Here is a 25,098-nt window from a genome sequence, read left to right on the forward strand (position 1 = left end):
ACGCGCCGGCGAACGCGGGCCTACAGCACCGGCAGGTTCTTCCGCAGTTCGAAGGCGGTGACCTCGCTGCGGTACTCCTCCCACTCCTGCTTCTTGTTGCGCAGGAAGAAGTCGAAGACGTGCTCGCCGAGCGTCTCGGCGACGAGGTCGCTGCGTTCCATCAGGGTCAGGGCCTCGCCCAGGTTCTGGGGCAGCGGCTCGATGCCCATGGCGCGTCGCTCCGCGTCGGAGAGGGCCCAGACGTCGTCCTCGGCGCCCGGCGGAAGCTCGTAGCCCTCCTCGACGCCCTTGAGGCCGGCGGCGAGGAGCATGGCGTAGGCCAGGTAGGGGTTGGCGCCGGAGTCGAGGGAGCGGACCTCGATGCGGGCGGAGCCGGTCTTGCCGGGCTTGTACATGGGGACGCGGACCAGGGCGGAGCGGTTGTTGTGGCCCCAGCAGATGTACGAGGGGGCCTCGCCGCCGGCGCCCGCGGTGCGCTCGGTGCCGCCCCAGATGCGCTTGTAGGAGTTGACCCACTGGTTGGTGACGGCGGCGATCTCGGCGGCGTGCTTCAGCAGGCCGGCGATGAAGGACCGGCCGACCTTCGAGAGCTGGTACTCGGCGCCGGACTCGTAGAACGCGTTGCGGTCACCCTCGAACAGGGACAGGTGGGTGTGCATGCCGGAGCCCGGGTGCTCGGAGAACGGCTTCGGCATGAAGGTCGCCTGCACGCCCTGCTCCAGCGCCACCTGCTTCATGACCAGGCGGAAGGTCATGATGTTGTCGGCCGTGGAGAGCGCGTCGGCGTAGCGGAGGTCGATCTCCTGCTGGCCGGGGGCGCCCTCGTGGTGGGAGAACTCGACCGAGATGCCCATGGACTCCAGCATGGTGATCGCCTGGCGGCGGAAGTCCATGCCCACGTTCTGCGGGGTGTGGTCGAAGTAACCCGAGTTGTCGGCGGGGGTCGGGCGGGAGCCGTCGACCGGCTTGTCCTTCAGCAGGAAGAACTCGATCTCCGGGTGGGTGTAGAAGGTGAAGCCCAGGTCGGAGGCGCGGGCGAGGGCTCGCTTGAGCACGTAGCGCGGGTCCGCGAAGGACGGGGAGCCGTCCGGCATGAGGATGTCGCAGAACATGCGGGCGGTGCCGGGGGCCTCCGCGCGCCAGGGCAGGACCTGGAAGGTGGACGGGTCCGGCTTGGCGATCATGTCGGACTCGTAGACCCGGGCGAAGCCCTCGATCGCGGAGCCGTCGAAGCCGATCCCCTCGTCGAACGCCTGCTCGAGCTCGGCCGGGGCCACGGCGACGGACTTGAGGAAGCCCAGCACGTCCGTGAACCACAGGCGTACGAACCGGATGTCGCGCTCCTCCAAGGTCCGGAGCACGAACTCCTGCTGCTTGTCCATCTTCCGCTTCCCCATCCTTGCTGGTCAGGCCGCCTGTCCCTCGTCCCGCGAGAGGCGGTCGGGCACCCGAGCATCCCACCACAACACCATTTCGTGCGCGTTGCGGACCATGATCGCCTGGGCGACCCCGCCCTGAACGCTCACGTCAGGCAGGTGTACTGCTCTCCCGCCCATCTTGCCTGCTCGGACTGACATCCGTAATGCCCGGCCCCCTCCGTCCCTCCCACCTCGTTAATTTGCATCTCAGATGCAAGTTTAACTAGCGTGCGGCCCAGCCGAACGCCGGCCCGCAGCGCCGGCGAGTCCTGAGGAGACCCGATGCTGTCCGAGCAGTCCGCAGCCACCGTCCGCGCCACGCTCCCCGCCGTGGGCGCGGCGATCGGCGAGATCACCGAACGCTTCTACGCCGACCTGTTCACGGCCCACCCCGAACTCCTGCGCGACCTCTTCAACCGCGGCAACCAGGCCGCGGGCACCCAGCGCCAGGCCCTGGCCGGTTCCATCGCCGCCTTCGCGACCCACCTCGTGGAGCACCCGGACGCCCGCCCGGACGCGATGCTTTCCCGCATCGCCCACAAGCACGCCTCCCTGGGTATCGCGCCCGAGCAGTACGAGGTGGTGTACGAGCACCTCTTCGGCGCCATCGCCGCCGTCCTGGGCGACGCGGTCACCCCCGAGGTCGCCGCCGCCTGGACCGAGGTCTACTGGCTGATGGCGAACGCGCTGATCGCGATCGAGCGGCGGCTGTACGAGGAGCGCGGGGGCGCGGGCGAGTGGCGGCGGTGGAAGGTCGTGGAACGCCTCCCGGAGACCGAGGACGTCGTCACCCTCCGGCTGAGCCCGCTCGACGCCGGAGAGGTGCGGGAGTTCCGCGCCGGCCAGTACGTCTCCGTCCGCGTCGGTCTCCCCGACGGCGCCCGCCAGATACGCCAGTACAGCCTCTCGGGCGCCCCGGACTCCGCCGTACGCCAGATCAGCGTCAAGCGGGTCCCCGGGGACGGGACGGCCCCGGACGGCGAGGTCTCCAACCACCTCCACGCGCACGTGCACGAGGGCGACGTGCTGGAGCTGTCCGAGCCGTACGGCGACCTGGTCCTCGACGACGCCCGGGACACCCCCCTGCTGCTGGCCTCGGCCGGGATCGGCGTGACCCCGATGGTCGCGATGCTGGCGCACCTGGCGGCGACGGGCCACCGGGCCCCGGTCACGGTCGTCCACGCCGACCGCTCCCCCGCGGCCCACGCACTGCGCGCCGACCACGAGGCGTACGCGGCGAAGCTCCCGGAGGCGTCCGTGCACCTCTGGTACGAGCGGGAGGCGCCGGAGGGCACCGCGACGGGCCTGGCCGACCTCACGGACGTCTCCGTCCCCACGGGCACGCGCGCGTACCTGTGCGGCCCGCTGCCGTTCATGCGGGCGGTGCGGGGGCAGCTGATCGAGAAGGGCGTGGCCCCGGCCGACATCCACTACGAGGTGTTCGGCCCGGACCTCTGGCTGGCGGCGGCCTGACGGCATCGATGCTCACGGTCCGGGGATGCTCGACCCGAGAGGCCCGTCCCGCTTCACCTCCTGGAGGATCCCCACCGTGACCATCGACTGGGTCAGGCTCGAACTCGACGTGACCGCCTTCGACACCGCGCGCTTCGAGCCGTACGTGCGGCGCTGCCGGGACGCCGGGCTGCGCCTGACCACCCTCGCCGAGCTCGGCGACACCCCCCGGCACCGGCGCGCGCTCTACGAACTCAACAAGGAGTGCTCGGCCGACATCCCGGAGCGCGGCGCGTTCCACACCTACGAGGAGTACGTCCGCCTCCGCCTGGAGGTCCCCTCCTACGATCCGCGCGGCATCGTGCTCGCGCTCGACGGCGACACCTGGTGCGGCCTGGCCGCGTCCTCGGACCACCGTGCCGAGGGCTTCGTCTTCAACGAGATGACCGGCGTCAGGGCCGGCCGCCGAGGCCGCGGCCTCGCGATCGCGATGAAGACGTACGGCATCGGGTTCGCCGCCCTGTGCGGCGTCCGCCGGGTCCGCACCTTCCACCACCCGGCCAACACGGCCGCCATCCGGATGAACCGGCACCTGGGTTACGTGGACGCGGACGGGGACTGATCTCAGGCCTCGAACAACGGCTCGTACGGGTCGCCCTCGGGTCCCGAGACCAGGACGTGGTCCTTCCCGGGGCCGAGCGCGACCTCCCGCAGCCGGTTCAGCGCGGTCGCCTCGTCCGGCAGGTCGAGGCCGAGGGCCGCGGCGGCGCGGTCGGCCGGGAGGCCGGGCAGGTCCGCCAGGTACTCGGCGCCCGGTGCCCGGCTCTGTTCGACGGTGAACGCCGTGCAGTCGCGCCACCACGGGACCACCAGGAGGAGTCGCAGGAGCTCCGGCAGGCCGATCGCGACGAGTGCGGCGCGGCCGTCCAGGTCCTCGAACAGGACCGGGCGTTCCTCGCCGCCCTCGCCGCAGAAGAAGCAGGTGTCCCCCGCGCCGCTGCCCGCCGGCCGTTCCAGCGTGGTCCCCGAGGTGAGCCTGAGCTCCTCCGGCTCGTCACCGCGGTCCGGCTCGAAGCCGCACGGCCGGGCGAGGTGCCGGGCCGTGTGCTCGTCCTCGCGCAGGGCGGCGATCAGTGAACGCACGGGCCGCCCGACATCGGCCTGCCGGAGCCGGTCACACCCGCCTGGAGATCCCCAGCAGCACCGGTCCCGTCGGGTCCGCCACGATGTCCTCGATCTTGATCGGGTCCAGGGACGCGAAGAACGCCTCCTGGGCGCGGCGCAGGGCGCCGCGCAGCCGGCAGGCCGCGTTCAGGGGGCAGGGCGTGGCCCCCTCGCATTCGACCACGTCCCCCTCGCCCTCGAAGGTGCGGACCAGGCCGCCCACCGACGCCTTGCGGCCCTTCTCGGTCAGGGACAGGCCGCCGCCCCGGCCCCGGCGGGCCTCCAGGAGGCCGAGGTGCTGGAGTTCGGCCACGACCTTGGCCGCGTGGGTGTAGGGGACCTCCATCGAGGCCGCCACCTCGCGTGTCGTGGGGGTGGTCTCTCCCGCGACCGCGAGGCGCATGAGGAAGCGCAGGGCCAGGTCGGTGGATCGCAGGAGGCGCATGGGGGAAGCGTAGATAATACGCATCTGTCCTTCAAATTATCGGCCGGGGCCGGCCTGGCTGTGACCTGTCTACGCCGGACCCCCTCTCCCCCATTACGATCAGCGCACTCGCACCGCCCGACCGTCCCGCCCCTTTCCCCCAGAAGGACAGGCTCATGGGTTCCGCCAACCAGACCAGCAGTGCCGAACGCAAGGCGCGCATAGAGCAGATGCGGCGGGCTCAGCTGGCCCGCGAGCGGCGCAGCCGGTTCCTCGTGATCACCGGCAGCGCCGTCGCCGTCGCCGCGCTCGTCGCGGGCGGGGTGTTCGTCGTGAAGTCGCAGTCGGGGGACGACGGCTCCTCCGTCACCGCCTCCGACTCCAAGTCCTCCGGGCACTGGGTCACCGGCTCGGACGGCGTGAGGACCTGGAAGGGCACGCTGGGGCGCACCCATGTCGCCAAGACCGTGAAGTACCCGATGGAGCCCCCGGTCGGCGGCAACCACGACCCGGTCTGGCTGAACTGCAACGGCGACGTGTACACCGAGCCGGTCAACAACATGAACGCCGTGCACTCGCTGGAGCACGGCGCGGTCTGGGTGACGTACAACAGCAAGGCCGGCAAGGCCGACGTCGAGGCGCTCGCGGCGAAGGTGAAGAAGACGCCGTACACGCTGATGAGCCCGGACGACGAGCAGGCCGACCCGATCATGCTCACGGCGTGGGGCAAGCAGCGGACGGTGACGGGCGCCGACGACCCGAACGTGGACGCGTTCCTCGAGGAGTTCGTGCAGGGTGAGCAGACACCCGAGCCCGGCGCCTCGTGCACCGGCGGGACGATGAAGTGAGGAAGCACGCCGCCCTGATCGCGGGGGCCGCGGCGGCGTTCCTCGTCGCGGTCGGTGCGCTCACCTACGCCGTCGCCGAGGACGGCGGGCCGGACACCGCGACCCCCGCCGCGGACTCCGCGGACGCCGGGTTCGCCCGGGACATGGCCGTCCACCACCAGCAGGCCGTCGAGATGTCGTACATCGTGCGGGACCGGACGGACGACGAGGAGGTGCGCCGGCTCGCCTACGACATCGCCCAGACGCAGGCCAACCAGCGCGGAATGCTCCTGGGCTGGCTCGATCTGTGGGGACTGCCCAAGGTGTCCTCCGACGCGCCCATGAGCTGGATGGGCATGGGCGGCATGAGCGACGGCGAGGACGGCGCGCTGATGCCCGGCATGGCCACCGACGCCGAACTGGAGAAGCTCGGCACCCTCGACGGCGAGCAGGCCGAGGTGTTCTATCTCCGGCTCATGACCGCCCATCACAAGGGCGGCATCCACATGGCCGAGGGCTGTGTGGCGAAGTGCACGGTCACGGTGGAGAAGCGGCTCGCGCGGGGCATGGTCGAGGCGCAGCAGTCGGAGATCGACCTGATGACGGACCTGCTGACGGCGCGGGGAGCCAAGCCGTAGCCCACCCCGCGGCCCGTCCCCAGGGTTTTCCCTCGATTTCACGGACGTATCCGTCAAATCAGCCCAGGAAGCGGTCACTTGGCCGCTTCTTGGTGTTCGCATTCCCCTGGCATGAACGGTTCATCGCCAGAGTGGCCCCCACGTCGAGTGATCCACTCGCGTCGAACCACATACAGGGGGTCCGATGAGATCCAACCGTGCCGCGCTGCGCGCCGGGGTGAGCATGGCAGCGACACTGCCCATGATCGCCGGCGCGCTGGCGCTCGGCATACCCGCGGCGCACGCCGCGGACGGTCCGGCCCGTGACACGCTGGCCGGGACCAAGCCCGCGTGGGCGACGGCCAAGGCGGACAAGGGCGCGACCTCGGACAGCGCCCGGGTCCTTGCCCGCGTGTATCTCGCGGGGCGGGACGCCGACGGCCTCGCCGCGTACGCGAAGGCGGTGTCCGACCCGTCCTCCGCCGCCTACGGCGAGTACCTCTCCGCCCGGCAGGCGCAGGCCCGCTTCGGCGCGACCAAGGCGCAGGTCGCGGCGGTCAAGGCGTGGCTGACGGCGGCCGGTCTGAAGGTCACGGGCACCACGCGGCACTACGTCTCCGTCAGCGGTGACGTGGCCGCCGCCGAGAAGGCGTTCGGCACCCAGCTGCACAACTACGCCAAGGGCGGCAGGACGTACCGCGCGCCGTCGAAGGCGGCCTCGGCGCCCGAGAGCCTGGGCGGCGCCGTCCTGACCGTCACCGGCCTGGACAACGCGCCGCACAAGGCCAGTTCCAAGGACCAGCTCCCGCCGCCGGACGCGGTGTTCAAGAACTCCGGGCCGTTCTCCTCGTACTACGGCTCGACCCTCGCGAGCACGCTCCCGGACGCGTACGGCACGAAGATCCCGTACGCCGTCCAGGGGTACACCGGCAAGCAGTTGCGGGCCGCCTACGGCGCGGGCACCCACACGGGCCAGGGGGTGCGCATCGCCATCACCGACGCGTACGCCTCCCCGACCATCGCCTACGACGCCGCCACCTACGCGAAGGCGCACGGCGACGCGGCCTGGAAGACGGGCCAGCTGACCCAGGTCCTGCCGAAGAACTACACCAAGACCGAGGAGTGCGGGGCGGCCGGCTGGTACGGCGAGGAGACCCTCGACGTCGAGGCCGTGCACGCGGTCGCGCCGGCCGCGAGCGTCACGTACGTGGGCGCCTCGTCCTGCTACGACGACGACCTGCTCGACTCGCTCGGCAAGATCGTCGACAACCACCTGGCCGACATCGTCTCCAACTCCTGGGGCGACATCGAGGCCAACCAGACGCCGGACCTGGCGGCCGCCTACGACCAGGTCTTCCAGTTCGGCGCGGTCGAGGGCATCGGCTTCTACTTCTCCTCGGGCGACAACGGCGACGAGGTCGCCAACACGGGTGTGAAGCAGGTCGACACGCCGGCCAACTCGGCGTGGGTGACGGCCGTCGGCGGCACCTCGCTGGCGGTCGGCAAGGGCGACAAGTACCTGTGGGAGACCGGCTGGGGCACCGAGAAGGCCATGCTGTCCGACGACGGCAAGAGCTGGACCGGCTTCCCCGGCGCCTTCACCTCGGGTGCGGGCGGCGGCACCAGCAAGACCGTCGCCGAGCCGTACTACCAGAAGGGCGTCGTCCCGAACGCGCTGGCCACGGCCAACAACGCGGCCGGCAACCGGGTCGTCCCGGACATCGCGGCGATCGCCGACCCGAACACCGGTTTCAAGGTCGGCCAGACCCAGACCTTCCCGGACGGGTCCGAGCAGTACAGCGAGTACCGCATCGGCGGCACCTCGCTGGCCGCGCCGGTGATCGCGGCCGTCCAGGCCCTGGCGCAGGAGGCGCGCGGCGGCAGGGCGATCGGTTTCGCCAACCCGTCGATCTACTCCAAGTACGGCTCGCGGGTCTACCACGACGTCACGGACAACCCCACGGGGTCCGGGCTCGCCGTGGCGCGCGTCGACTTCGCCAACGGCTACGACGCCGCCGACGGTCTGCTGACCTCCGTCCGCAGCCTCGGCAGGGACAGCTCGCTGTCCGCGGTCAAGGGCTACGACGACGTCACCGGCGTGGGCACGCCCGCGAACGGTTACGTGGAGTCGTACAAGGGCCGCTGAGAACGCCGGCGACGGTACCTCGAAGGGGCGTGGGGTGGACACACCCCACGCCCCTTCACCCCGTGGAGACACCCCGCGCCACCCGATCGTGTCGCTCTGACGATTACACTGCCCCCGTGCCTCCGTTGAACTTCTGGTCGATCTATCAGCACGGCTTCGCACGCGTCGCCGCATGTACGGGCCACACCGTCATCGCGGACCCGCATGCCAACGCCGAATCGGTCCTGCGCCACGCGCGCCGGTGCGCCGAGGAGGGGGTCGCCGTCGCCGTCTTCCCCGAGATGGTGCTGTGCGGCTACTCGATCGAGGACCTGCTGCTGCAGGACGCGGTCCTCGACCAGGTCGAGGAGGCCCTCCGGGAGGTGGTCGCCGGCTCGGCGGATCTGCTGCCGGTTCTCGTCGTCGGTGCCCCGCTGCGCCACCGCAACCGGGTCTACAACTGCGCGGTGGTCGTGCACCGCGGCCGTGTCCTCGGGGTGGTGCCCAAGTCGTACCCGCCGAACTACCGGGAGTTCTACGAGCGCCGGCAGATCGGCGACGGCGCCGACGAGCGCGGCGGGTCGATCCGCGTCGGCGGCGAGGCCGTACCGTTCGGCGTGGACCTGCTGTTCGATGCGCAGGACGTTCCCGGTCTCGTGCTGCACGCGGAGATCTGCGAGGACATGTGGGTGCCGGTGCCGCCCAGCGCGGAGGCGGCCCTCGCCGGTGCGAGCGTCCTCGTCAATCTCTCGGGCAGCCCGATCACGGTCGGGCGGGCCGAGGACCGCAAGCTGCTGTGCCGTTCGGCGTCCTCGCGCTGCCTCGCGGCGTACGTCTACGCGGCGGCCGGACTGGGCGAGTCGACCACCGACCTGTCCTGGGACGGCCAGGCCATGGTCTACGAGAACGGGGTGCTGCTGGCGGAGACCGAGCGGTTCCCGCTCGGCGACAGCCACGCGGTGGCCGACGTGGACCTCGACCTGCTGCGGCAGGAGCGGCAGCGGATGGGCACGTTCGACGACAACCGCCGTACGCACCACGCGCGCACCGGTGATTTCCGGACGGTCACGTTCACCCTCGATCCGCCGCTCACCGACCTGGGGCTGCGCCGTCGCCTGGAGCGCTTCCCGTTCGTGCCGGCCGACGCCGACCGCCTCGCCCTGGACTGCTTCGAGGCGTACAACATCCAGGTCGCGGGCCTTCAGCAGCGACTGGCGGCGATCGGCGGCCCGAAGGTGGTCATCGGTGTGTCCGGCGGCCTCGACTCCACGCACGCGCTGATCGTCGCCGCCCGCGCGATGGACCGCGCGGGCCGCCCGCGCAGCGACATCCTGGCCTTCACGCTGCCCGGCTTCGCCACCAGCGACCACACCAAGGACAACGCCCACAAGCTGATGAACTCGCTCGGCGTCACCGCCGCCGAGCTGGACATCACGCCGACGGCGCGGCTGATGCTGCGGGAGATGGGCCACCCGTTCGCCTCCGGCGAGCCGGTGTACGACGTCACCTTCGAGAACGTGCAGGCCGGGCTGCGCACCGACTACCTGTTCCGGCTCGCCAACCAGCGCGGCGGCATCGTGCTGGGCACCGGTGACCTGTCGGAGCTGGCGCTCGGCTGGTCCACGTACGGCGTGGGCGACCAGATGAGCCACTACAACGTCAACTCGGGTGTGCCGAAGACGCTGATCCAGCATCTGATCCGCTGGGTCATCAGCAGCGGCCAGTTCGACGAGGAGACCGGCCGGACGCTCGCCGCGATCCTCGACACCGAGATCAGCCCGGAGCTGGTCCCGGGCGAGGAGTTGCAGTCCACCGAGTCCAAGATCGGCCCGTACGCGCTGCACGACTTCACGCTCTTCCACGTGCTGCGGTACGGCTTCCGGCCGTCGAAGATCGCCTTCCTGGCCTGGCACGCCTGGCACGACCCGGAGGCCGGCGCCTGGCCGCCGAACTTCCCCGAGGCCAAGCGGGTGGCGTACGACCTGCCGGAGATCCGGCGGTGGCTGGAGGTCTTCTGCCGGCGCTTCTTCGCGTTCGCGCAGTTCAAGCGCTCGGCCATGCCCAACGGGCCGAAGGTCTCGGCGGGAGGTTCGCTCTCGCCGCGCGGCGACTGGCGGGCGCCGTCCGACAGTTCGGCCCGGGCCTGGCTGCGCGATCTCGCCCGCTTCGACGCATAGCCGACCCGCCCGCCTCGGTGGGTCGGGAGGGCCCCGCTGAGCGCCCCGCGCGGCGGAGCCGCGCCTCGCCGGGCCTCGCGCTCCCGGGGGGCGGGCTTCGCCCCGGTCCCCGGAAGGCGTCAGCGACGCGCCGCAGCCTGCGCCGGCTCCGGCAGGTGCGTCGCCACGATCCGCTCCCGGCCGGTGACACCGGCCGAGGCCCTGCGGCGGTCCACGCCGTAGGCCACGCCCGCCACGGCCAGGCCCAGCACCGCCAGCACCGCGCCCGCCAGTGCCGGGGAGGTCACGCCGAAGCCCGCCGCCAGGGCCAGGCCGCCGATCCAGGCGCCGCCGGCGTTGGCGAGGTTGAAGGCTGCCTGGTTGGCGGAGGAGGCGAGGGAGGGGGCCGCCGTCGCCTTCTCCATGACCATCAGGTTGAGCGGGTTGCCCGCGACGAAGGCCGCGATGCCGAGGAGGACGACCGCCAGGGCCCCGCTCCACTGGGTGCGCATCAGGACGGGGAAGAGCGCGAGGACGGCCGCGAGGGAGACCAGGCCGGCGAACAGGGTGCGGCGCATCGCGTGGTCGGCGAGGCGGCCGCCCAGCAGGTTGCCGATCGTCGCGCCCACGCCGAACAGGCCGAGCAGGAGCGTCACGCTGGAGCCGGCGTAGCCGGCCGCGTCGGTCAGCATGGGCGTGATGTAGCTGTACGCGGCGAACAGCGCGCCGAAGCCGGCGACCGTCGTGCCCAGCGCCAGCCAGACCGGGAGGGACTTCAGGGCCCTCAGTTCGCCGCGCAGGCCGGCCGCGGGCGATCCCGTCACCTCGCGCGGAATGAGCAGGACGAGGGAGGCGATGGCCGCCAGGCCGATCGCGCTCACGCCCAGGAACGTCACCCGCCAGCCCAGGTGCTGGCCGACGAGCGTGGCGACCGGGACGCCCGCGATGTTGGCGACCGTCAGGCCGAGGAACATCAGCGACACCGAGCGCGCCTTGCGCTCCGGCGCGACCAGGCCGGTGGCCACCACCGCGCCGACGCCGAAGAAGGCGCCGTGCGGGAGGCCGCTGAGGAAGCGGGCGGCCAGGAGCCAGTCGTAGCCGGGAGCGAGGGCGGACAGCGCGTTGCCCGCGACGAACAGCGCCATGAGGGACACCAGCAGCGTCCGGCGGCGCATCCGGGCCGTCACCGCCGCGAGCAGCGGTGCGCCGATGACCACGCCGAGGGCGTACGCGGAGACCAGGTGTCCGGCGGTGGGGAGGGAGATGCGCAGGTCTGCCGCCACGTCGGGCAGCAGGCCCATCATCACGAACTCGGTGGTGCCGATGCCGAAGGCGCCGACGGCGAGGGCGAGCAGGGCCAGAGGCATGAGGGGGCCGTTGCCTTTCGGGGGAGGGGATGCTTCCATCGTATGTTCAACGACGGAACAAACTCTCCCCCGCCCGCTATTCCGGCAGGTTGCGGATCCTCTACGTCCCGGTTTCCCGGGCCTTTCACCCGTCCGACGTGGTGAGCTTCACACGCGCCGCCACCGGCAGGTGGTCGCTGCCCGTCTCCGGGAGCGTCCACGACGTCACCGGTTCCACGCCCCTCACCATGATCTGGTCGATCCGCGCCATCGGGAACGACGCCGGCCAGCTGAAGCCGAAGCCGCTGCCCGCCGCGCCCTGCGTGGAACGCATCTGGGAGGTCACGGCGTTGAGCGAGCGGTCGTTCATGGTGCCGTTCAGGTCGCCGAGCAGGATCACCCGGCTCAGCGGCTCGTCGGCGATCGCCTCGCCCAGCGCGTCCGCGCTCTTGTCGCGCTGCCGGGCGGTGAAGCCGGCCTGCAGCTTGACCCGCACGGAGGGGAGATGGGCCACGTAGAACGCCACGTCACCCTCCGGGGTCGCCACCGTCGCCCGCATCGCGCGCGTCCAGCCCAGCTTGATGTCGACGGGCTTCACCCCGCTCAGCGGGTACGTGCTCCACAGGCCGACCGTGCCCTGCACCGAGTGGTACTTGTACGTCGCCGCCAGCGCCTTCTCGTACACCGGCACCGCCGAGGCGGTCAGCTCCTCCAGCGCCACCACGTCCGCGCCGGACGCGGCCACGTCACGGGCGGTGCCGGACGGGTCGGCGTTGTCGGCGTTGACGTTGTGGGTGGCGACGGTGAGGTTGCCGCCGCCGCCGGTCTTGTCGCTGAGCAGTCCGCCGAAGAGGTTCAGCCAGACGACGGCCGGCAGGACCACCGCGATGAGCGCGCTCGCCGACCTGCGGACCACGGCGAGGAGCAGGAACACCGGGATGGAGAGGCCCAGCCACGGCAGGAACGTCTCCGTGAGGCTGCCGAGGTTGCCGAAGCGGTTGGGGATGCGCGAGTGCAGCAGCATCACCAGGGAGAGGAGGAGGGCCAGCGCGGCGAGCACCAGGCCGCGGCGCCAGATGCGCGGATCGCCGCGCCAGCCGGCGGCCAGCCGGCCGGCCAGACGTCCGATCAGGCGCCGGAGGCGATCTCCCCGACGCTCGGGTCCCGAGCCGCCGTTGTCGTCCGTCTCCGTCATGTACGCCTGCTGCGCCATACCGTCGCCTCACTGCCTGCCGTGCACACCGTCTCCCCCGTGGGTACGACCCTAGGGGATGATCGGTTCCGATCCTGCCGTCCCTCGACGGCCGTACGCGCACTGGGACGACCGGGGTGGCGCCGGGGGTTCCGGACCTGCGGCGCGATGCCTGGTCTGTGACGAAACGCGCACATTCCCGCCGACGGGCGTGTCAGTTGACGGGGCGTAGTCCGGTGAGCAGGGTGTCGACGATGCGTTCCGCGAGGTCGTCGGGGAGATCGGCCTCGGGACGCAGGACGGCGCGGACGAGCATGGGGCCCACGACGATGTCGTTGACCAGCTCCAGGTCGAGGTCGGCCCGGAGTTCGCCGTTCTCCTGACCGCGGCGCAGGATCTCGATGCCGAGCCTGCGCCGGGGGGCTATGACCGAGTTGTGGTACGCCGCCCAGATCTTGGGGCTGCTCTTCATCTGGGCGTGGACGTTGTGCAGGATCGCCGAGGAACGGTTGGCGAGGCCGCGCCGCCGCAGCGACTCCAGCAGCACGACGAGGTCGTCGCGCAGGGAGGTGCCCGGGAGCAGTTCGGGGTCCTCGGGTTCGGCGGCGCGCAGCACGTCGACGAAGAGTTCCTCCTTGCCGCTCCAGCGCCGGTAGATCGTGGCCTTGCCGACTCCGGCGGTACGGGCGATGCGCTCTATGGAGATCTCGGCGAGCGGGACGCCGTCCTCCAGCAGCTTCATCGTGCCCTCGATGATGGCCCGTTCCACGGCCTCGCTGCGGGGCCGGCCCCTGACGGGCTGTTCCGGAGCGGTGCCACTGCCGGCGAGGCTCACGTCCATCGTTCCTTTCGTCGTACTGGGGGAATTCTCGCCCAAGGGCTCTCCCGCCACGGCAGGTCTAGGACTCGGTGCGCACCAACTCCTCCTCGGGGGCGCCCTGCTGAGGCGTCCTGGGCTTCCCCGGCAGGAACACCCCCACCACGACCGCGCCGGCGAGCGCCACCACGGCGCCGCACAGCGCGGTGACGTGCATGGCGTGCAGGAACGCGTCGTTGGCGGGAGCGACCAGCTCCCCGCCGCGGGCGCCGAGCTTCGCGGCGACGCCCAGCGTGGCCTCGATGGACTCGCCCGCCGTCTCGCGCAGACCGGCCGGCAGCGCGCCGAGCTCGCCCTCGATGCCGTCGCGGTACGCCGTCGACAGCACCGAGCCGAGGACGGCGATGCCGAGCGCGCCGCCGAGCTGGCGGAAGGTGTTGCTGAGGGCGGAGGCGGAGCCCGCCTTCTCCCGGGGCAGGGCCTGCATGATGACCACGCTGGTCGGGGTCATCACGTGGGCCATGCCGGTGCCCATGCAGAAGAAGACGACCTCCAGGAGCCAGATCGGCGTGTCCGCGTCGAGCGTGGCGAACGCGGCCAGGGTCGCCGTGAGGACGAGCATGGCCCCCGTGGTGGTGGCCCTGACCCCGAAGCGGTCGACGACCAGCCGGGCGCGCGGCGCGAAGAGCAGCTGGGCGGCGGCCAGCGGCAGCAGGAGCAGACCGGACTGGAGCGGCGAGTAGCCGCGCACGCTCTGGGTGTAGAAGACCGAGAAGAAGGTCACGCCCATCAGCGCGAAGAAGACCAGGGTGATGACGGCCATCGCGGCCGAGAAGACCTTGTTCTTGAAGTAGGTGACGTCTATCGACGGATGGTCGCTGCGCGCCTCGAACACCACGAACGCGGTGAGCACCGCCAGTCCGCCGAGGATGGTCGCCAGCACGACCGGGTCGGTGAAGTCGGCCAGCTCGCCGCCCTTGATGATGCCGTAAACGAGCAGGACGAGGCCGACGACGGACAGGACGACGCCGAGGGGGTCGATCCGGCCGGGGGCGGGATCGCGGGAGTCGGGCACCAGCCACAGCATCAGCGCGAACGCGAGCAGCACGATCGGCACGTTGATGAGGAAGACCGAGCCCCACCAGAAGTGGTCGAGGAGAAGGCCTCCGGTGATCGGTCCTATGGCGATGGCCAGGCCCACGCCGCCGGCCCAGATGCCGATCGCCTTGGGCTGCTCCTCCCGCTCGAAGACGTTCATGAGGACGGCGAGGGTGGCCGGCATCACGAACGCGGCACCGACGGCCATCAGCGCGCGGAAGGCGATCAGCTGGGCGGGCGAGCCGGACTCGGCGGCCAGCGCGGAGCCGATGCCGAACACGGCGAGGCCGCCGAGCAGGACCTTCTTGCGGCCGATGCGGTCGCCGAGGAGACCGGCGGTGAACAGCAGGCCCGCGAAGACCAGGGTGTAGGCGTTGATGGCCCACTCCAGCTCGCTCTGCGTGGCGCCGAGCCCGGTCGGGGCCGGGGTGGAGATGGTCTTGATCGCGACGTTCAGGATCGAGTTGTCCAGCACCACGATCAGCAGGCTCAGCATCAGCACGCCGAGGATCGCCCAACGGCGCCGGTGCACGTGTTCCGGTATCCGGGGCGCGGTGGGGACGGCAGGAGTAGTCATGCGATCGAGGGTAGAGGTTTTTCGATACGAGACCGTCTCGTATCTGATCGTCTTGCGACTTCCTTACTCAGCTTTTACCCACGGCTCCTCCTCATGAGTTGTCGGCCACAGGGGGCCCTCTGGCCCTGTCTGGCACGAGGTGCCACCATGGGGGTGGTCCGGGGACGCCGTGAGGGCGCCTCGAGATGACGTAAGGAGCCGTTGCAATGACGCAGCTTTCGGCTGCCCAGACTGCACAGCAGAAGACCTCCGACGGCAGCAAGGCGCTGTACGGGGGCAAGGGCACACGCCGTATCACCGTCCGCGACATCGCGCTCGCCAAGGAGCGCGGCGAGAAGTGGCCCATGCTCACCGCGTACGACGCGATGACCGCGTCGGTGTTCGACGAGGCCGGGATCCCCGTGATGCTCGTCGGCGACTCGGCGGGCAACTGCCACCTGGGGTACGAGACCACCGTGCCCGTCACCCTCGACGAGATGACCATGCTGTCGGCGGCGGTCGTCCGCGGCACCCAGCGCGCCCTGATCGTCGGCGACCTCCCCTTCGGCTCGTACCAGGAGGGCCCGGTGCAGGCGCTGCGCTCGGCGACCCGGCTGGTGAAGGAGGCCGGGGTCGGGGCGGTGAAGCTGGAGGGCGGCGAGCGCTCGCACCGCCAGATCGAGCTGCTGGTGGAGTCCGGCATCCCGGTCATGGCGCACATCGGACTGACCCCGCAGTCCGTGAACGCGATGGGCTACCGCGTGCAGGGGCGCGGCGAGGAGGCGGCGGCGCAGCTGCTGCGGGACGCGAAGGCCGTGCAGGACGCGGGCGCCTTCGCCGTGGTCCTCGAACTCGTCCCGGCCGAGCTGGCCGCCGAGGTGACGCGCGTGCTGCACATCCCGACGGTGGGCATCGGAGCCGGTCCGGAGACGGACGCGCAGGTGCTGGTGTGGACCGACATGCTGGGTCTGACCGGCGGGCGGGTGCCGAAGTTCGTGAAGCAGTACGCCGACCTGCGTGCCGTCATGGGCGACGCGGCGAAGGCGTTCGCGGAGGACGTCGTCGGCGGGACCTTCCCGCTGGAGGAGCACAGCGTTCACTGAGCCATCGCCGCACAGGGCAGCCCGCCGATCGTCCCCCGTCGGCGGGCTGCCGCGTTTCCCGGCCCCCGCACCCCGGGGGGCCGGCCGGAGCGTGTAGGTGAGCTGTCGGTGCCGGCGGAGGTCTGTCGGTGGGCTGTCGGTGGTTTGTCGGTGGGCGTTGGGAGCGTTACCGGCATGACGCGAATCGACAAGAACACCAGCGGCGCCGGCAGCGCCGTGACCGTACGGGGGCTGGTGAAGCACTACGGCGAGACCAAGGCGCTGGACGGGGTGGACCTGGACGTGCGGGAGGGCACCGTGATGGGGGTGCTCGGCCCGAACGGCGCCGGCAAGACCACCCTCGTGCGGATCCTGTCCACCCTGCTCGCCCCCGACGCGGGCCGGGCGACCGTCTCCGGCTACGACGTCGTACACCAGCCCCGCCAGCTGCGCCGGGTCATCGGCCTCACCGGGCAGTACGCCTCCGTGGACGAGAAGCTCCCGGGCTGGGAGAACCTGTACATGATCGGGCGGCTGCTCGACCTGTCCCGCAGGGAGGCGCGGGTCCGGGCCGACGAGCTGCTGGAGCGGTTCTCGCTCACCGAGGCCGCCCGGCGCCCGGCGGGGACGTACTCCGGAGGCATGCGACGGCGGCTGGACCTCGCCGCGTCCATGATCGGCCGGCCGGCCGTGCTGTTCCTGGACGAGCCGACCACCGGGCTCGACCCGCGCACCCGCAACGAGGTGTGGAGCGAGGTCAAGGCGATGGTCGGGGACGGCGTGACCGTCGTCCTGACCACCCAGTACATGGAGGAGGCCGAACAGCTCGCCTCCGAGCTGACCGTCGTCGACCGGGGCCGGGTGATCGCGGGCGGCGGCATCGAGGAGCTGAAGGCGAAGGTCGGCGGGCGGACGCTGCGGGTACGGCCGGCCGATCCGCTGCAGCTGCGGCCGCTGGCGGCCTGGATCGACGAGCTCGGCATCACCGGCCTCGCCACCACCGTCGTGGACGCCGAGCGCGGCTCGCTGCTGGTGCCGGTGCTGAGCGACGAACAGCTCACCGCCGTCGTCGGCGCGGTCACCGCACGCGGTGTCACCCTCTCCTCCCTCACCACCGAACTGCCCAGCCTGGACGAGGTGTTCCTGTCGCTCACCGGCCACCGCGCCAGTGCCCCGCAGGACGCCACGCCCGCCGACACCCGCGAGGAGGTCGCCGTATGAGCGCCGCCACCGCCACCGCTTCCGACACCCGTATCCCGCTGCGCGGCCACCTGCGCCACACCGGCGCCCTGATCCGCCGCAATCTGCTGTGGATCCGGCAGGACCCGGAGTCGATGTTCGACGCGGTGCTGTTCCCGGTGATCTTCACCCTGCTGTTCGTGTACGTCTTCGGCGGGTCCATCGGCCAGTCGCTGGGCGGCGGACAGGAGGCCTACGTCCAGTACGTCATCCCCGGGCTGCTGGCCATGATGGGGATGAACATGGCGCAGGGCGTGGGCACCGGCTTCAACACGGACTTCAACTCCGGGGTCATGGACCGCTTCCGGTCACTTCCCATCGGACGGGGCTCGGTGCTCTTCGCCAAGATCGTGGTGGAGCTGATGCGCATGCTGGTCGCCTGCGCGATCCTCATGGTGGTGGCCGTGCTGGTGGGCTTCGACATCACGCACTGGCCCGGTCTGTTCGCCGCCGTGGGCCTGGCCACGGTGTTCGGATCGGCACTGATGTGGGTGTTCCTCACCCTCGGCGTGGTGATGAAGAGCGCGCAGTCGGTGCAGGCGATGGGGTTCCTGGTGCTGATGCCGCTGCAGTTCGGCTCGTCCATCTTCGCGCCGACCGCCTCGATGCCGGGCTGGCTGCAGAACTTCACCGAGTACAACCCTTTGTCCTCGCTCGCGGACGCGGCCCGCGGACTGATGGTGGGCGGGCCGGTCGCGCACGGGCTGACGGTGACGCTGGCCTGGTCCGTGGGGCTGACGGCGGTGATGGCGCCGGTCGCCATCCACAAGTTCCGCACCAAGAGCTGAGCCACCGGCGAGAGCCGGTCAGACCAGGGCGGCGGCCTCCGCATAGGAGAGGCCGCCGCCTTCGGCGTACGCGGCCTCGAACGCCTCGTCGCCGAGGACGGCCAGGGCGGCGTCGGCGGCGAGGCGGTGGGACTCGCGCTCCAGACGTACGGCGACATGGCGCGGGGACAGCAGGGCGTCGGCGGTGCCGAGGCAGCGGGCGGCGGTCTCGGCCCGGGCGCCGCCGTCGACGCCGGCCAGGGCGAGGGCGGCGATGGCGAGGTAGAAGGAGCGCAGGTGCGGGGCGAGGGTGATGGACAGGGGGTCGTCGGCGCGTTCCAGCGCCACGCGGATGGCGGTCAGGGAGGCCTCGTGCTCGCCGTCCATCGCGTCCAGCCAGGCCTCGGCGCCGAGGACGAAGGCGTCGAAGACGACGAAGCGCGCGAGACCGAAGCCCTCCCGCAGCAGCCGGAGCTGCTCCCGGGCCTCGGCGCGGCGGCCGGTCAGGCCGAGGTGACCGGCCAGGAAGAGGCGGCCGGCGGGCATCGCCTCGTTGGCGCTGCCCCACGGGCTGTCGACGACCTCGCGCAGCAGCCGTTCGCCCCTCTCCTCCTCCCCCGCCTCGATGAGCGCGCTGCCCAGCCGGGCGCTGAGGACGGCCAGCTGGTGGCGGGCGCCGAGCCGTTCGGCCTCGACCATGGCCGCCTCGTAGTCCCGGGCGGCCTCCCGGTAGGCGCCCAGCCGTTCGTGGGCCTCGGCGCGCGCGGAGAGCGCCTCGGCCGTGCCCCAGGTGTCACCCAGGCGGCGGAAGAGCTCCAGGGCCTCGTCGGCGTCCTGGGTCGCGTCACCGGCCCAGTCGGCGCGGTTGGCGAGGAGGTTGGCGCGCAGTTGCAGACAGGCGGCGAGCTCGTACTCGAAGCCGGGAGTGCGGCGGCACGTCTCGACGTTGGCGTCGACGATGGTGCGGATGCGGTCGATGCCGTCGACGAGCATGACGGCGTAGAACCAGAGCAGGCCGGGGGGCCGGCAGGTCTGCGGCAGGCCGGGCGCGTAGGTGTCGCTGATGACCCGCAGTTTGGCCTGCGCTGCGGGGGTCTGCCAGGCGTCCAGCTCCCGGTCCATGCAGGCGAGATGGGCGAGGTGGACACCGCGCCGGGCCTCCGCGAGGACCTCGCCGGACAGCGGCGGCGGGGTGTCGGTGACGGGCTTCCAGACGGGGGCGACGGGGCGGACCGGGCCGGCGAAGGGGTCGGGGCCCAGGTCCATGACCGCGCGGCACCAGGTCAGCGCCTCGATGCGCAGGTCGCGCATCTGCCAGTACCAGACGAGGGAGAGGGCGAGGCTGAGCGCCTCCTGCTCGTCGCGGGCCGCGACGGCCCGGCGCAGGGCGGTGCGCAGGTTCTCGTACTCCAGCTGGAAGCGTTCGATGGCGGCGAGTTGACGCGGTCCGCGCAGCAACGGCTCGGTGGTGCGGGCGAGTTCGCGGTAGTACGTCAGATGCGCGCGCTCGGCGTCCGCCCGCCGGCCGGTCTCGTCGAGCCGCTCGGCGGCGTATTCGGCGACGGTCTCCAGGAGCCGGTAGCGCATCGCGCCGTCGGGGGCGGGGGCGGCGACCACGAGGGACTTGTCGACGAGGGAGGCGAGGCAGGCGAAGGGGTCGAGCGTGTCGCGCACGGCGGGCCCGCAGACCGCCTCGACGGCGGCGAGGTCGCAGCCGCGGGCGAAGACGGACATCCGGGCGAGGACCTCCCGCTCGTCCTCGTCGAGCAGGTCCCACGACCAGTCCACGACCGCGCGCAGGGTCTGCTGGCGGGGCAGGACGGTACGGCTGCCGGAGGTCAGCAGCCGGAAGCGGTCGTCGAGCCGCTCGGCTATCTGGCGTGGTGTCAGCATGCGGAGCCGGGCGGCGGCGAGCTCGATCGCGAGGGGCAGGCCGTCGAGCCGCCGGCAGATCTCCGCGCAGGCCTCGGGATCGTCCTCGGCGCGGAACCCCGGCCGGGCGGCGGCGCCCCGGTCGGCGAGCAGCCGCAGCGCGACGGGTTCCGGCAGCGGCTCGACGGGGCGCAGCAGCTCCCCCGGCACGCCGAGGGGCTCCCGGCTGGTGGCGAGGACGGTCACCTCGGGGCAGCGCCTGAGGAGCTCCTCGACCAGGCGGGCGGCGGCCGTGACGACGTGCTCGCAGTTGTCGAGGACGATGAGCATGCGCCTGCGGGCACAGTGCTCGACCAGCCGCTCCACCGGATCGTCGTGCCGCTCGGCGGCCGCCCGGATGTCCTCGGCGCCGGCGCCGTACATCACGGTCTCCCGCGCCCCTACGGCGGTCAGCACGGCCTGCGGTACGGCGTCGGGGTCGGCGACCGGCGCGAGTTCGGCCAGCCACACGCCGTCGGGCGCGGCGTCCCGTACGCCGTCGGCGGCCTCCTGCGACAACCGCGTCTTCCCCGCCCCGCCGGGCCCGAGCAACGTGACGAGCCGCGCGCCCGCGAGGTCCCCCCGGATCGCCCCGATCTCGGCCTCCCGGCCGACGAAGGAGGTGAGCCGCGCGCGGAGGTTGCCGGAGGGCGGCGACGAGACCAGCCCCACCCCGCCACTGCCCCCGCCGTACTGCGCAGCCCGGGCCGCCCCTCCCGTCGAAGACGCGGCCGAGCCAGGACCTCCGCCGTTCGGCGAGACCGGGCCTGCACCGGTCGGCGACAGCACGGCCGAGCCGTCGGCCCCGCCGGGCCCCGCACCGTACTGCGACACCGGCGCCGGGCCACCGCCGCCGTGCTCCGCGGCCCAGTACGCCCCGCCCGGCGAAGGCGCGGCCGAGCCGCCTGGCGAAGGCGGGGTTGAGCCGTCCGGCGAGGCGGGCTCCGCACCGTGCTGCGACACCGGCGCCGGGCCACCGCCGCCGTGGTCCGCGGCCCAGTACGCCCCGCCCGGCGAAGGCGCGGCCGAGCCGTCAGCCGAGGCGGGGGCTGAGCCGTACGGCGAGAACGGGACACCCCCGCCCGGCGAAGGCGGGGTTGAGCCGTCCGGCGAGGCGGGCTCCGCACCGTGCTGCGACACCGGCGCCGGGCCACCGCCGCCGTGCCGCGGGGCCCGGGGCACGGCTGAGCCCCCCGCCGAGGCAGGAGCTGGACCGCCCGGCGAGGGCCGGGCCGGGCCATCCGCCGGCGCTGGGCCGGCGCCGTACCGCGAGAACGGGACTGGACCGCCCTGCGGAGGCGGGGCTGTGCCGGCCGGCGCGGCGGGGCCTGTGCCGTAGGGCGGAGGCGGGGGCGGGGTTGTTCTGCCCGGTGACGGGGTGGGTGAGCCGTCCGGCCCGGTGGGGGGCGGCGGTGCCGGTGACGGGGGTGGGGGGTTGAGGAGCTGGGTGTGGAGGGCCTGGAGTTCGGGGCCCGGGTCGGAGCCGAGGCGGTCGGCCAGGAGGTGGCGTACGTCCTCGTAGGCGGCCAGCGCCTGGGCCGGGCGGCCCGCGTCGCGCAGGGCGCGCAGGCGCAGGGACTGGAGGGGCTCGTCCAGGGGGTGGGCGTCGCACAGGGCGGTGAGTTCGGGGAGCGACTGTTCGGCGTGCCCCAGGGCGAGCGCGGCGGTGTGGCGGGCGCGTACGGCGTCCAGGTGGCGGGCCTCCCGGCGGGCCGCCTCCGCGGCGCGGTCGGGCAGGTCGGCGAGGGGCGGGTCCTGCCACAGGGCGAGGGCCTCGTCGAGGAGGACGGCCGCCTTGGCCGGGTCGCCGTCGGCGAGGGCGCGGCCGCCGTCGGCGCTGAGCCGTTCGAAACGGTGCAGGTCCACGGCGTCGGGGCCGGCGGTGAGCCGGTAGCCGCCCTCGGCGGAGGCGATCTCGTCCGCGCCCAGGGCCCTGCGCAACCGCCCGACCAGTGCCTGGAGCGCGCCCGGCGCGTCGGCGGGCGGGTCCCCGGCCCACACCTCCTCCACCAGCAGCCCCGCGGGCACGCTCCGCCCGGCCCGCAGGGCCAGCACGGTCAGCAGCGCGCGCAGCCGCGCCCCGCCGACGGCGACGGGGGTGCCGTCCGGGCGGAGTGCCTGGGTGGTGCCGAGGATGCGGTAGCGCACGGGGTTCATTCTCTCCGGCGGGGGTCGGGACGGTCACGGGGTTGCGGCGGGGTGGCGCCGACCGGCTGTGCGGCACCGGCCGGCGACGCCGCGGCCGGCCGCCCGGCGGATGTCGCCGGTACGTCATACCTTTCCACGGAACCCGGGGCCCACCGCGAGACGTTTTCCCCGTGCGCCCGGTACGGTCGGGCGGTTCCAAGCATGTCGACGAGCTCAGGGAGCCTCATGACCAGCGTCACCACCCGCCGCGGCGACCGCCGGATCAGTCCCGTCTTCGTGGGGATCCTGGCCGTCACCGCCGTCACCGGCTGGGCGGCCTGGACCGGCTTCGCCGAGCAGCCGGGCCTGGCCGTGTTCCTGTTCGTGACGGCGGCCTGGATCGTCTCCCTGTGTCTGCACGAGTACGCGCACGCGCGGACCGCCCTGCACAGCGGCGACATCACGGTCGGCGAGAAGGGGTACCTCACCCTCAACCCGCTCAAGTACACGCACGCGCTGCTCAGCATCGTGCTGCCCGTGGTGTTCGTGATCATGGGCGGGATCGGTCTGCCGGGCGGTGCCGTCTTCATCGAGCGGGGGCGGATCCGGGGGCGCTGGCGGCACAGTCTGGTCTCGGCGGCGGGTCCGCTGACGAACGTGCTGTTCGCCGCGGTGTGTACCGCGCCGTTCTGGCTGGACGCCCTGGACGGCGTGCCGGACGCCTTCCGGTACGCGCTCGCGTTCCTCGCCCTGCTGCAGGTCACGGCGGCGCTCCTGAACTTCCTGCCGGTGCCCGGCCTGGACGGCTACGGCGTGATCGAGCCCTGGCTGTCGTACGACGTGAAGCGGCAGGTGGAGCCGTTCGCGCCGTTCGGGCTGCTGCTCGTGTTCGCGCTGCTGATGGTGCCGTCGGTGAACCGCGAGTTCTTCCAGGCGGTGTACTGGATCCTGGACGCGCTGGGCGTCGACGTCCAGAACCGCTACTGCGGCGAGAACCTCTACCGCTTCTGGCAGGAGACGAACGAGTACTGCGCGGTGTCCTGAGGTCAGCCGGTGACGGACTTCCGGGCCTTGTCCCGCTTGATGTAGTACCAGGTCATGTTGGACGACAGACCCGCGAGCAGCACCCAGACGATCCCCAGCAGGCTGCCCCGCGCGAAGGACAGCACGGCGGCGGCGAGGGCGAGGAGACAGACGACGAGGGTGTAGAGGGCGAGGCGGGGCATGGGGACGTTTCTCCTGTCGGTCCTGTCGATCCGGTGGGAACCTGCCGTTCCCGTGGGGGGACACTGCTACGGCGTCCAGTGTCCCCCATGCGCTCATACGTCCGTGACGCGCAGTCCCGCGTGCGCCTTGTAGCGGCGGTTGACGGAGATCAGGTTGGCGACCAGGGACTCGACCTGGTGGGCGTTGCGCAGGCGCCCCGCGAAGACGCCCCGCATGCCGGCGATCCGGCCGGCCAGGGCCTGCACGATCTCCACGTCGGCGCGCTCCTCGCCGAGCACCATCACATCGGTGTCGATCTCCTCGATCTGCGGGTCCTGGAGCAGGACCGCCGAGAGGTGGTGGAAGGCGGCGGTGACCCGGGAGTCCGGCAGCAGCGCGGCGGCCTGTTCGGCGGCGCTGCCCTCCTCGGGCTTGAGCGCGTAGGCGCCCTTCTTGTCGAAGCCGAGCGGGTTGACGCAGTCGACGACGAGCTTGCCGGCCAGTTCCTCGCGCAGGGACTCCAGCGTCTTGCCGTGGCCTTCCCACGGCACGGCGACGATCACGATGTCGCTGCGGCGGGCGGTCTCGGCGTTGTCGGCGCCCTCGACGCCGTGTCCCAGCTCGTCGGCGGCGGCCTGCGCGCGGTCGGCGGCGCGCGAGCCGATGATCACTTTCTGGCCCGCCTTGGCCAGGCGGTAGGCGAGACCCTTGCCCTGCGGGCCGGTTCCGCCGAGCACGCCGACGACCAGGCCGGAAACGTCGGGGAGGTCCCACGGGTCCTTGGCGGGGGCCTTCGCGGGGGCGTTCTGTGCACTGTCGGTAGAGGTCATGGGCCGACTTTACGTGGGCGTTCCGGGCCGCCCTTCGCCGTCCCGGGTGAATGAGCGGCGAACCCCGTGCCGGCCCTCGCCGGCTGGGGCAGTATGCGGCCGCATGGACGCCGTACGGGTCGCGCTGCTGCGCGAGGTGCTCGCCGGGACGCAGTGGCTGGGGGCCACGCGGAGGTTCGGCGCGGTGCTGAGGGGGTCGGTGGTCGCGCACGGGGGCGGGCTGCTGCTGGTGGGGACCGCGGAGTACGAGCCCTGGCACCTCGCGGCTCATCTGGTGGACGAGGCGGCGTGGTCGGGTACGCCGGAGCTGGCGCCGACTCTCGTACGGCACGACGCGCGTCCGTCCGACCCCGCGCACCTCGCGGCCGGCCTCGGCCGGATCGAGGCGGCCCGGCGGGGCGAGACGCTCCTGGTGGCCTCGCCGGCGGAGGCCGCGACACGGGACGCGGCGCTGCTGGAGAGGGTGTCCGACGCGCGCCGGGCCGGGCTCACCGTGCTGAGCCTCGGTCCCGGCGAGGGCGAGTGGGCGGCCCTGGCCCACGAGACGCTGGCCGTGCCGGACGGCTCGGAGCTGGACCTGGACACCGTGCAGCACCTGGTCGGCGCGGCGGCGGGAGAGAACGCGGGGCGCTCGGCGCGGGCGCGCCGCGGGGTCCGTGACCGTCTGTCGAGGCTGGCGGAGTCCTTGACGGCCCCGCCCCCGCCGCCCTGGTGACGGCCGGAAAAACGGGTTGCCGCCGCTGA

General features: G+C 72.4%; 21 protein-coding genes. 11 read left to right on the forward strand and 10 right to left on the reverse strand.

Annotated elements, in window-relative coordinates:
• Positions 1-20: 20 nt before the first annotated feature.
• Positions 21-1,382, reverse strand: a complete 1,362-nt coding sequence (glnA, locus tag ACFY30_RS13320) for a type I glutamate--ammonia ligase (protein WP_390655696.1) — start codon at positions 1,380-1,382, stop codon at positions 21-23.
• Positions 1,383-1,700: 318 nt separating this feature from the next.
• On the opposite strand from glnA, the gene ACFY30_RS13325 reads away from it, so the two are divergent.
• The gene (locus ACFY30_RS13325; protein ID WP_390845326.1) at positions 1,701-2,891 is read left to right on the forward strand and encodes a globin domain-containing protein; all 1,191 of its coding nucleotides are present in this window, start codon (positions 1,701-1,703) and stop codon (positions 2,889-2,891) included.
• Between the two features lie 25 nt (positions 2,892-2,916).
• Entirely contained in the window at positions 2,917-3,492 is a 576-nt protein-coding gene (locus ACFY30_RS13330; RefSeq protein WP_390845327.1) for a GNAT family N-acetyltransferase, read from the forward strand.
• A 2-nt stretch (positions 3,493-3,494) separates the two neighbouring features.
• Here ACFY30_RS13330 and ACFY30_RS13335 read toward each other — a convergent pair whose 3' ends face one another.
• Together ACFY30_RS13335 and ACFY30_RS13340 are read right to left on the reverse strand one after the other, a co-directional pair.
• Positions 3,495-4,013, reverse strand: a complete 519-nt coding sequence (locus tag ACFY30_RS13335; protein WP_390845328.1) for a hypothetical protein — start codon at positions 4,011-4,013, stop codon at positions 3,495-3,497.
• Positions 4,014-4,044: 31 nt separating this feature from the next.
• Positions 4,045-4,479: an Rrf2 family transcriptional regulator gene (locus tag ACFY30_RS13340; protein WP_390845329.1), complete on the reverse strand. Its 435-nt coding sequence runs from the start codon at positions 4,477-4,479 to the stop codon at positions 4,045-4,047.
• Positions 4,480-4,634: 155 nt separating this feature from the next.
• Between ACFY30_RS13340 and ACFY30_RS13345 the strand changes: the two genes are divergently transcribed.
• From ACFY30_RS13345 to ACFY30_RS13360, 4 genes are all read left to right on the forward strand, one after another.
• Positions 4,635-5,306: a DUF3105 domain-containing protein gene (locus ACFY30_RS13345; protein WP_390845330.1), complete on the forward strand. Its 672-nt coding sequence runs from the start codon at positions 4,635-4,637 to the stop codon at positions 5,304-5,306.
• Positions 5,303-5,923 carry a DUF305 domain-containing protein gene (locus tag ACFY30_RS13350; RefSeq protein ID WP_390845331.1) on the forward strand — a complete coding sequence of 207 codons (621 nt, stop codon included), beginning with the start codon at positions 5,303-5,305 and terminating at the stop codon, positions 5,921-5,923. Before ACFY30_RS13345 ends, ACFY30_RS13350 begins: the two co-directional genes overlap by 4 nt.
• A 184-nt stretch (positions 5,924-6,107) precedes the next feature.
• On the forward strand, positions 6,108-8,048 hold the full coding sequence (locus ACFY30_RS13355; RefSeq protein ID WP_390845332.1) for a protease pro-enzyme activation domain-containing protein: 1,941 nt from the start codon (positions 6,108-6,110) through the stop codon (positions 8,046-8,048).
• 116 nt (positions 8,049-8,164) lie between these two features.
• Positions 8,165-10,204: an NAD(+) synthase gene (locus tag ACFY30_RS13360; protein WP_390845333.1), complete on the forward strand. Its 2,040-nt coding sequence runs from the start codon at positions 8,165-8,167 to the stop codon at positions 10,202-10,204.
• Positions 10,205-10,323: 119 nt separating this feature from the next.
• Here ACFY30_RS13360 and ACFY30_RS13365 read toward each other — a convergent pair whose 3' ends face one another.
• From ACFY30_RS13365 to ACFY30_RS13380, 4 genes are all read right to left on the reverse strand, one after another.
• Positions 10,324-11,550 carry an MFS transporter gene (locus ACFY30_RS13365; protein WP_390845334.1) on the reverse strand — a complete coding sequence of 409 codons (1,227 nt, stop codon included), beginning with the start codon at positions 11,548-11,550 and terminating at the stop codon, positions 10,324-10,326.
• Between the two features lie 124 nt (positions 11,551-11,674).
• Entirely contained in the window at positions 11,675-12,742 is a 1,068-nt protein-coding gene (locus ACFY30_RS13370) for an endonuclease/exonuclease/phosphatase family protein (protein WP_390845335.1), read from the reverse strand.
• A gap of 193 nt (positions 12,743-12,935) precedes the next feature.
• Positions 12,936-13,556, reverse strand: a complete 621-nt coding sequence (locus ACFY30_RS13375; protein ID WP_390845733.1) for a TetR/AcrR family transcriptional regulator — start codon at positions 13,554-13,556, stop codon at positions 12,936-12,938.
• A 64-nt stretch (positions 13,557-13,620) separates the two neighbouring features.
• Positions 13,621-15,213, reverse strand: coding sequence for an MFS transporter (locus tag ACFY30_RS13380; protein WP_390845336.1), 1,593 nt, complete (start codon positions 15,211-15,213; stop codon positions 13,621-13,623).
• Positions 15,214-15,419: 206 nt separating this feature from the next.
• Between ACFY30_RS13380 and panB the strand changes: the two genes are divergently transcribed.
• From panB to ACFY30_RS13395, 3 genes are all read left to right on the forward strand, one after another.
• The gene (panB, locus tag ACFY30_RS13385) at positions 15,420-16,295 is read left to right on the forward strand and encodes a 3-methyl-2-oxobutanoate hydroxymethyltransferase (protein ID WP_390845337.1); all 876 of its coding nucleotides are present in this window, start codon (positions 15,420-15,422) and stop codon (positions 16,293-16,295) included.
• A gap of 174 nt (positions 16,296-16,469) precedes the next feature.
• Positions 16,470-17,495, forward strand: coding sequence for an ATP-binding cassette domain-containing protein (locus ACFY30_RS13390; protein WP_390845338.1), 1,026 nt, complete (start codon positions 16,470-16,472; stop codon positions 17,493-17,495).
• Positions 17,492-18,301, forward strand: a complete 810-nt coding sequence (locus tag ACFY30_RS13395; RefSeq protein ID WP_390845339.1) for an ABC transporter permease — start codon at positions 17,492-17,494, stop codon at positions 18,299-18,301. The genes ACFY30_RS13390 and ACFY30_RS13395 overlap by 4 nt, the downstream gene beginning before the upstream one ends.
• 18 nt (positions 18,302-18,319) lie before the next feature.
• Here the strand turns inward: ACFY30_RS13395 and ACFY30_RS13400 are convergent, their stop codons facing one another.
• Positions 18,320-22,348, reverse strand: a complete 4,029-nt coding sequence (locus ACFY30_RS13400) for a BTAD domain-containing putative transcriptional regulator (RefSeq protein WP_390845340.1) — start codon at positions 22,346-22,348, stop codon at positions 18,320-18,322.
• 216 nt (positions 22,349-22,564) lie between these two features.
• Here ACFY30_RS13400 and ACFY30_RS13405 point away from each other — a divergent pair, with 216 nt between their 5' ends.
• Positions 22,565-23,362, forward strand: a complete 798-nt coding sequence (locus ACFY30_RS13405; protein ID WP_390845341.1) for a site-2 protease family protein — start codon at positions 22,565-22,567, stop codon at positions 23,360-23,362.
• Between the two features lie 2 nt (positions 23,363-23,364).
• Here the strand turns inward: ACFY30_RS13405 and ACFY30_RS13410 are convergent, their stop codons facing one another.
• Entirely contained in the window at positions 23,365-23,544 is a 180-nt protein-coding gene (locus ACFY30_RS13410; protein ID WP_390655681.1) for a hypothetical protein, read from the reverse strand.
• Positions 23,545-23,637: 93 nt separating this feature from the next.
• On the reverse strand, positions 23,638-24,354 hold the full coding sequence (gene npdG, locus ACFY30_RS13415) for an NADPH-dependent F420 reductase (protein ID WP_390845342.1): 717 nt from the start codon (positions 24,352-24,354) through the stop codon (positions 23,638-23,640).
• Positions 24,355-24,457: 103 nt separating this feature from the next.
• Here npdG and ACFY30_RS13420 point away from each other — a divergent pair, with 103 nt between their 5' ends.
• A complete protein-coding gene (locus tag ACFY30_RS13420) occupies positions 24,458-25,069 on the forward strand; it encodes a hypothetical protein (protein ID WP_390845343.1) in 612 nt (203 codons plus the stop codon).
• The last annotated feature ends 29 nt before the right edge of the window (positions 25,070-25,098 follow it).

Origin of the sequence: Streptomyces sp. NPDC000345, assembly GCF_042898825.1 — a bacterium.
GTDB lineage: Bacteria > Actinomycetota > Actinomycetes > Streptomycetales > Streptomycetaceae > Streptomyces.

Coding starts and splice junctions, on each gene's coding strand:
- glnA (WP_390655696.1), bottom strand. CDS start 1,382: ATGGACAAGCAGCAGGAGTTCGTGCTCCGGACCTTGGAGGAGCGCGAC.
- ACFY30_RS13325 (WP_390845326.1), top strand. CDS start 1,701: ATGCTGTCCGAGCAGTCCGCAGCCACCGTCCGCGCCACGCTCCCCGCC.
- ACFY30_RS13330 (WP_390845327.1), top strand. CDS start 2,917: ATGCTCGACCCGAGAGGCCCGTCCCGCTTCACCTCCTGGAGGATCCCC.
- ACFY30_RS13340 (WP_390845329.1), bottom strand. CDS start 4,479: ATGCGCCTCCTGCGATCCACCGACCTGGCCCTGCGCTTCCTCATGCGC.
- ACFY30_RS13345 (WP_390845330.1), top strand. CDS start 4,635: ATGGGTTCCGCCAACCAGACCAGCAGTGCCGAACGCAAGGCGCGCATA.
- ACFY30_RS13355 (WP_390845332.1), top strand. CDS start 6,108: ATGAGATCCAACCGTGCCGCGCTGCGCGCCGGGGTGAGCATGGCAGCG.
- ACFY30_RS13365 (WP_390845334.1), bottom strand. CDS start 11,550: ATGCCTCTGGCCCTGCTCGCCCTCGCCGTCGGCGCCTTCGGCATCGGC.
- ACFY30_RS13370 (WP_390845335.1), bottom strand. CDS start 12,742: ATGGCGCAGCAGGCGTACATGACGGAGACGGACGACAACGGCGGCTCG.
- ACFY30_RS13380 (WP_390845336.1), bottom strand. CDS start 15,213: ATGACTACTCCTGCCGTCCCCACCGCGCCCCGGATACCGGAACACGTG.
- panB (WP_390845337.1), top strand. CDS start 15,420: ATGACGCAGCTTTCGGCTGCCCAGACTGCACAGCAGAAGACCTCCGAC.
- ACFY30_RS13390 (WP_390845338.1), top strand. CDS start 16,470: ATGACGCGAATCGACAAGAACACCAGCGGCGCCGGCAGCGCCGTGACC.
- ACFY30_RS13395 (WP_390845339.1), top strand. CDS start 17,492: ATGAGCGCCGCCACCGCCACCGCTTCCGACACCCGTATCCCGCTGCGC.
- ACFY30_RS13400 (WP_390845340.1), bottom strand. CDS start 22,348: ATGAACCCCGTGCGCTACCGCATCCTCGGCACCACCCAGGCACTCCGC.
- ACFY30_RS13405 (WP_390845341.1), top strand. CDS start 22,565: ATGACCAGCGTCACCACCCGCCGCGGCGACCGCCGGATCAGTCCCGTC.
- ACFY30_RS13410 (WP_390655681.1), bottom strand. CDS start 23,544: ATGCCCCGCCTCGCCCTCTACACCCTCGTCGTCTGTCTCCTCGCCCTC.
- npdG (WP_390845342.1), bottom strand. CDS start 24,354: ATGACCTCTACCGACAGTGCACAGAACGCCCCCGCGAAGGCCCCCGCC.
- ACFY30_RS13420 (WP_390845343.1), top strand. CDS start 24,458: ATGGACGCCGTACGGGTCGCGCTGCTGCGCGAGGTGCTCGCCGGGACG.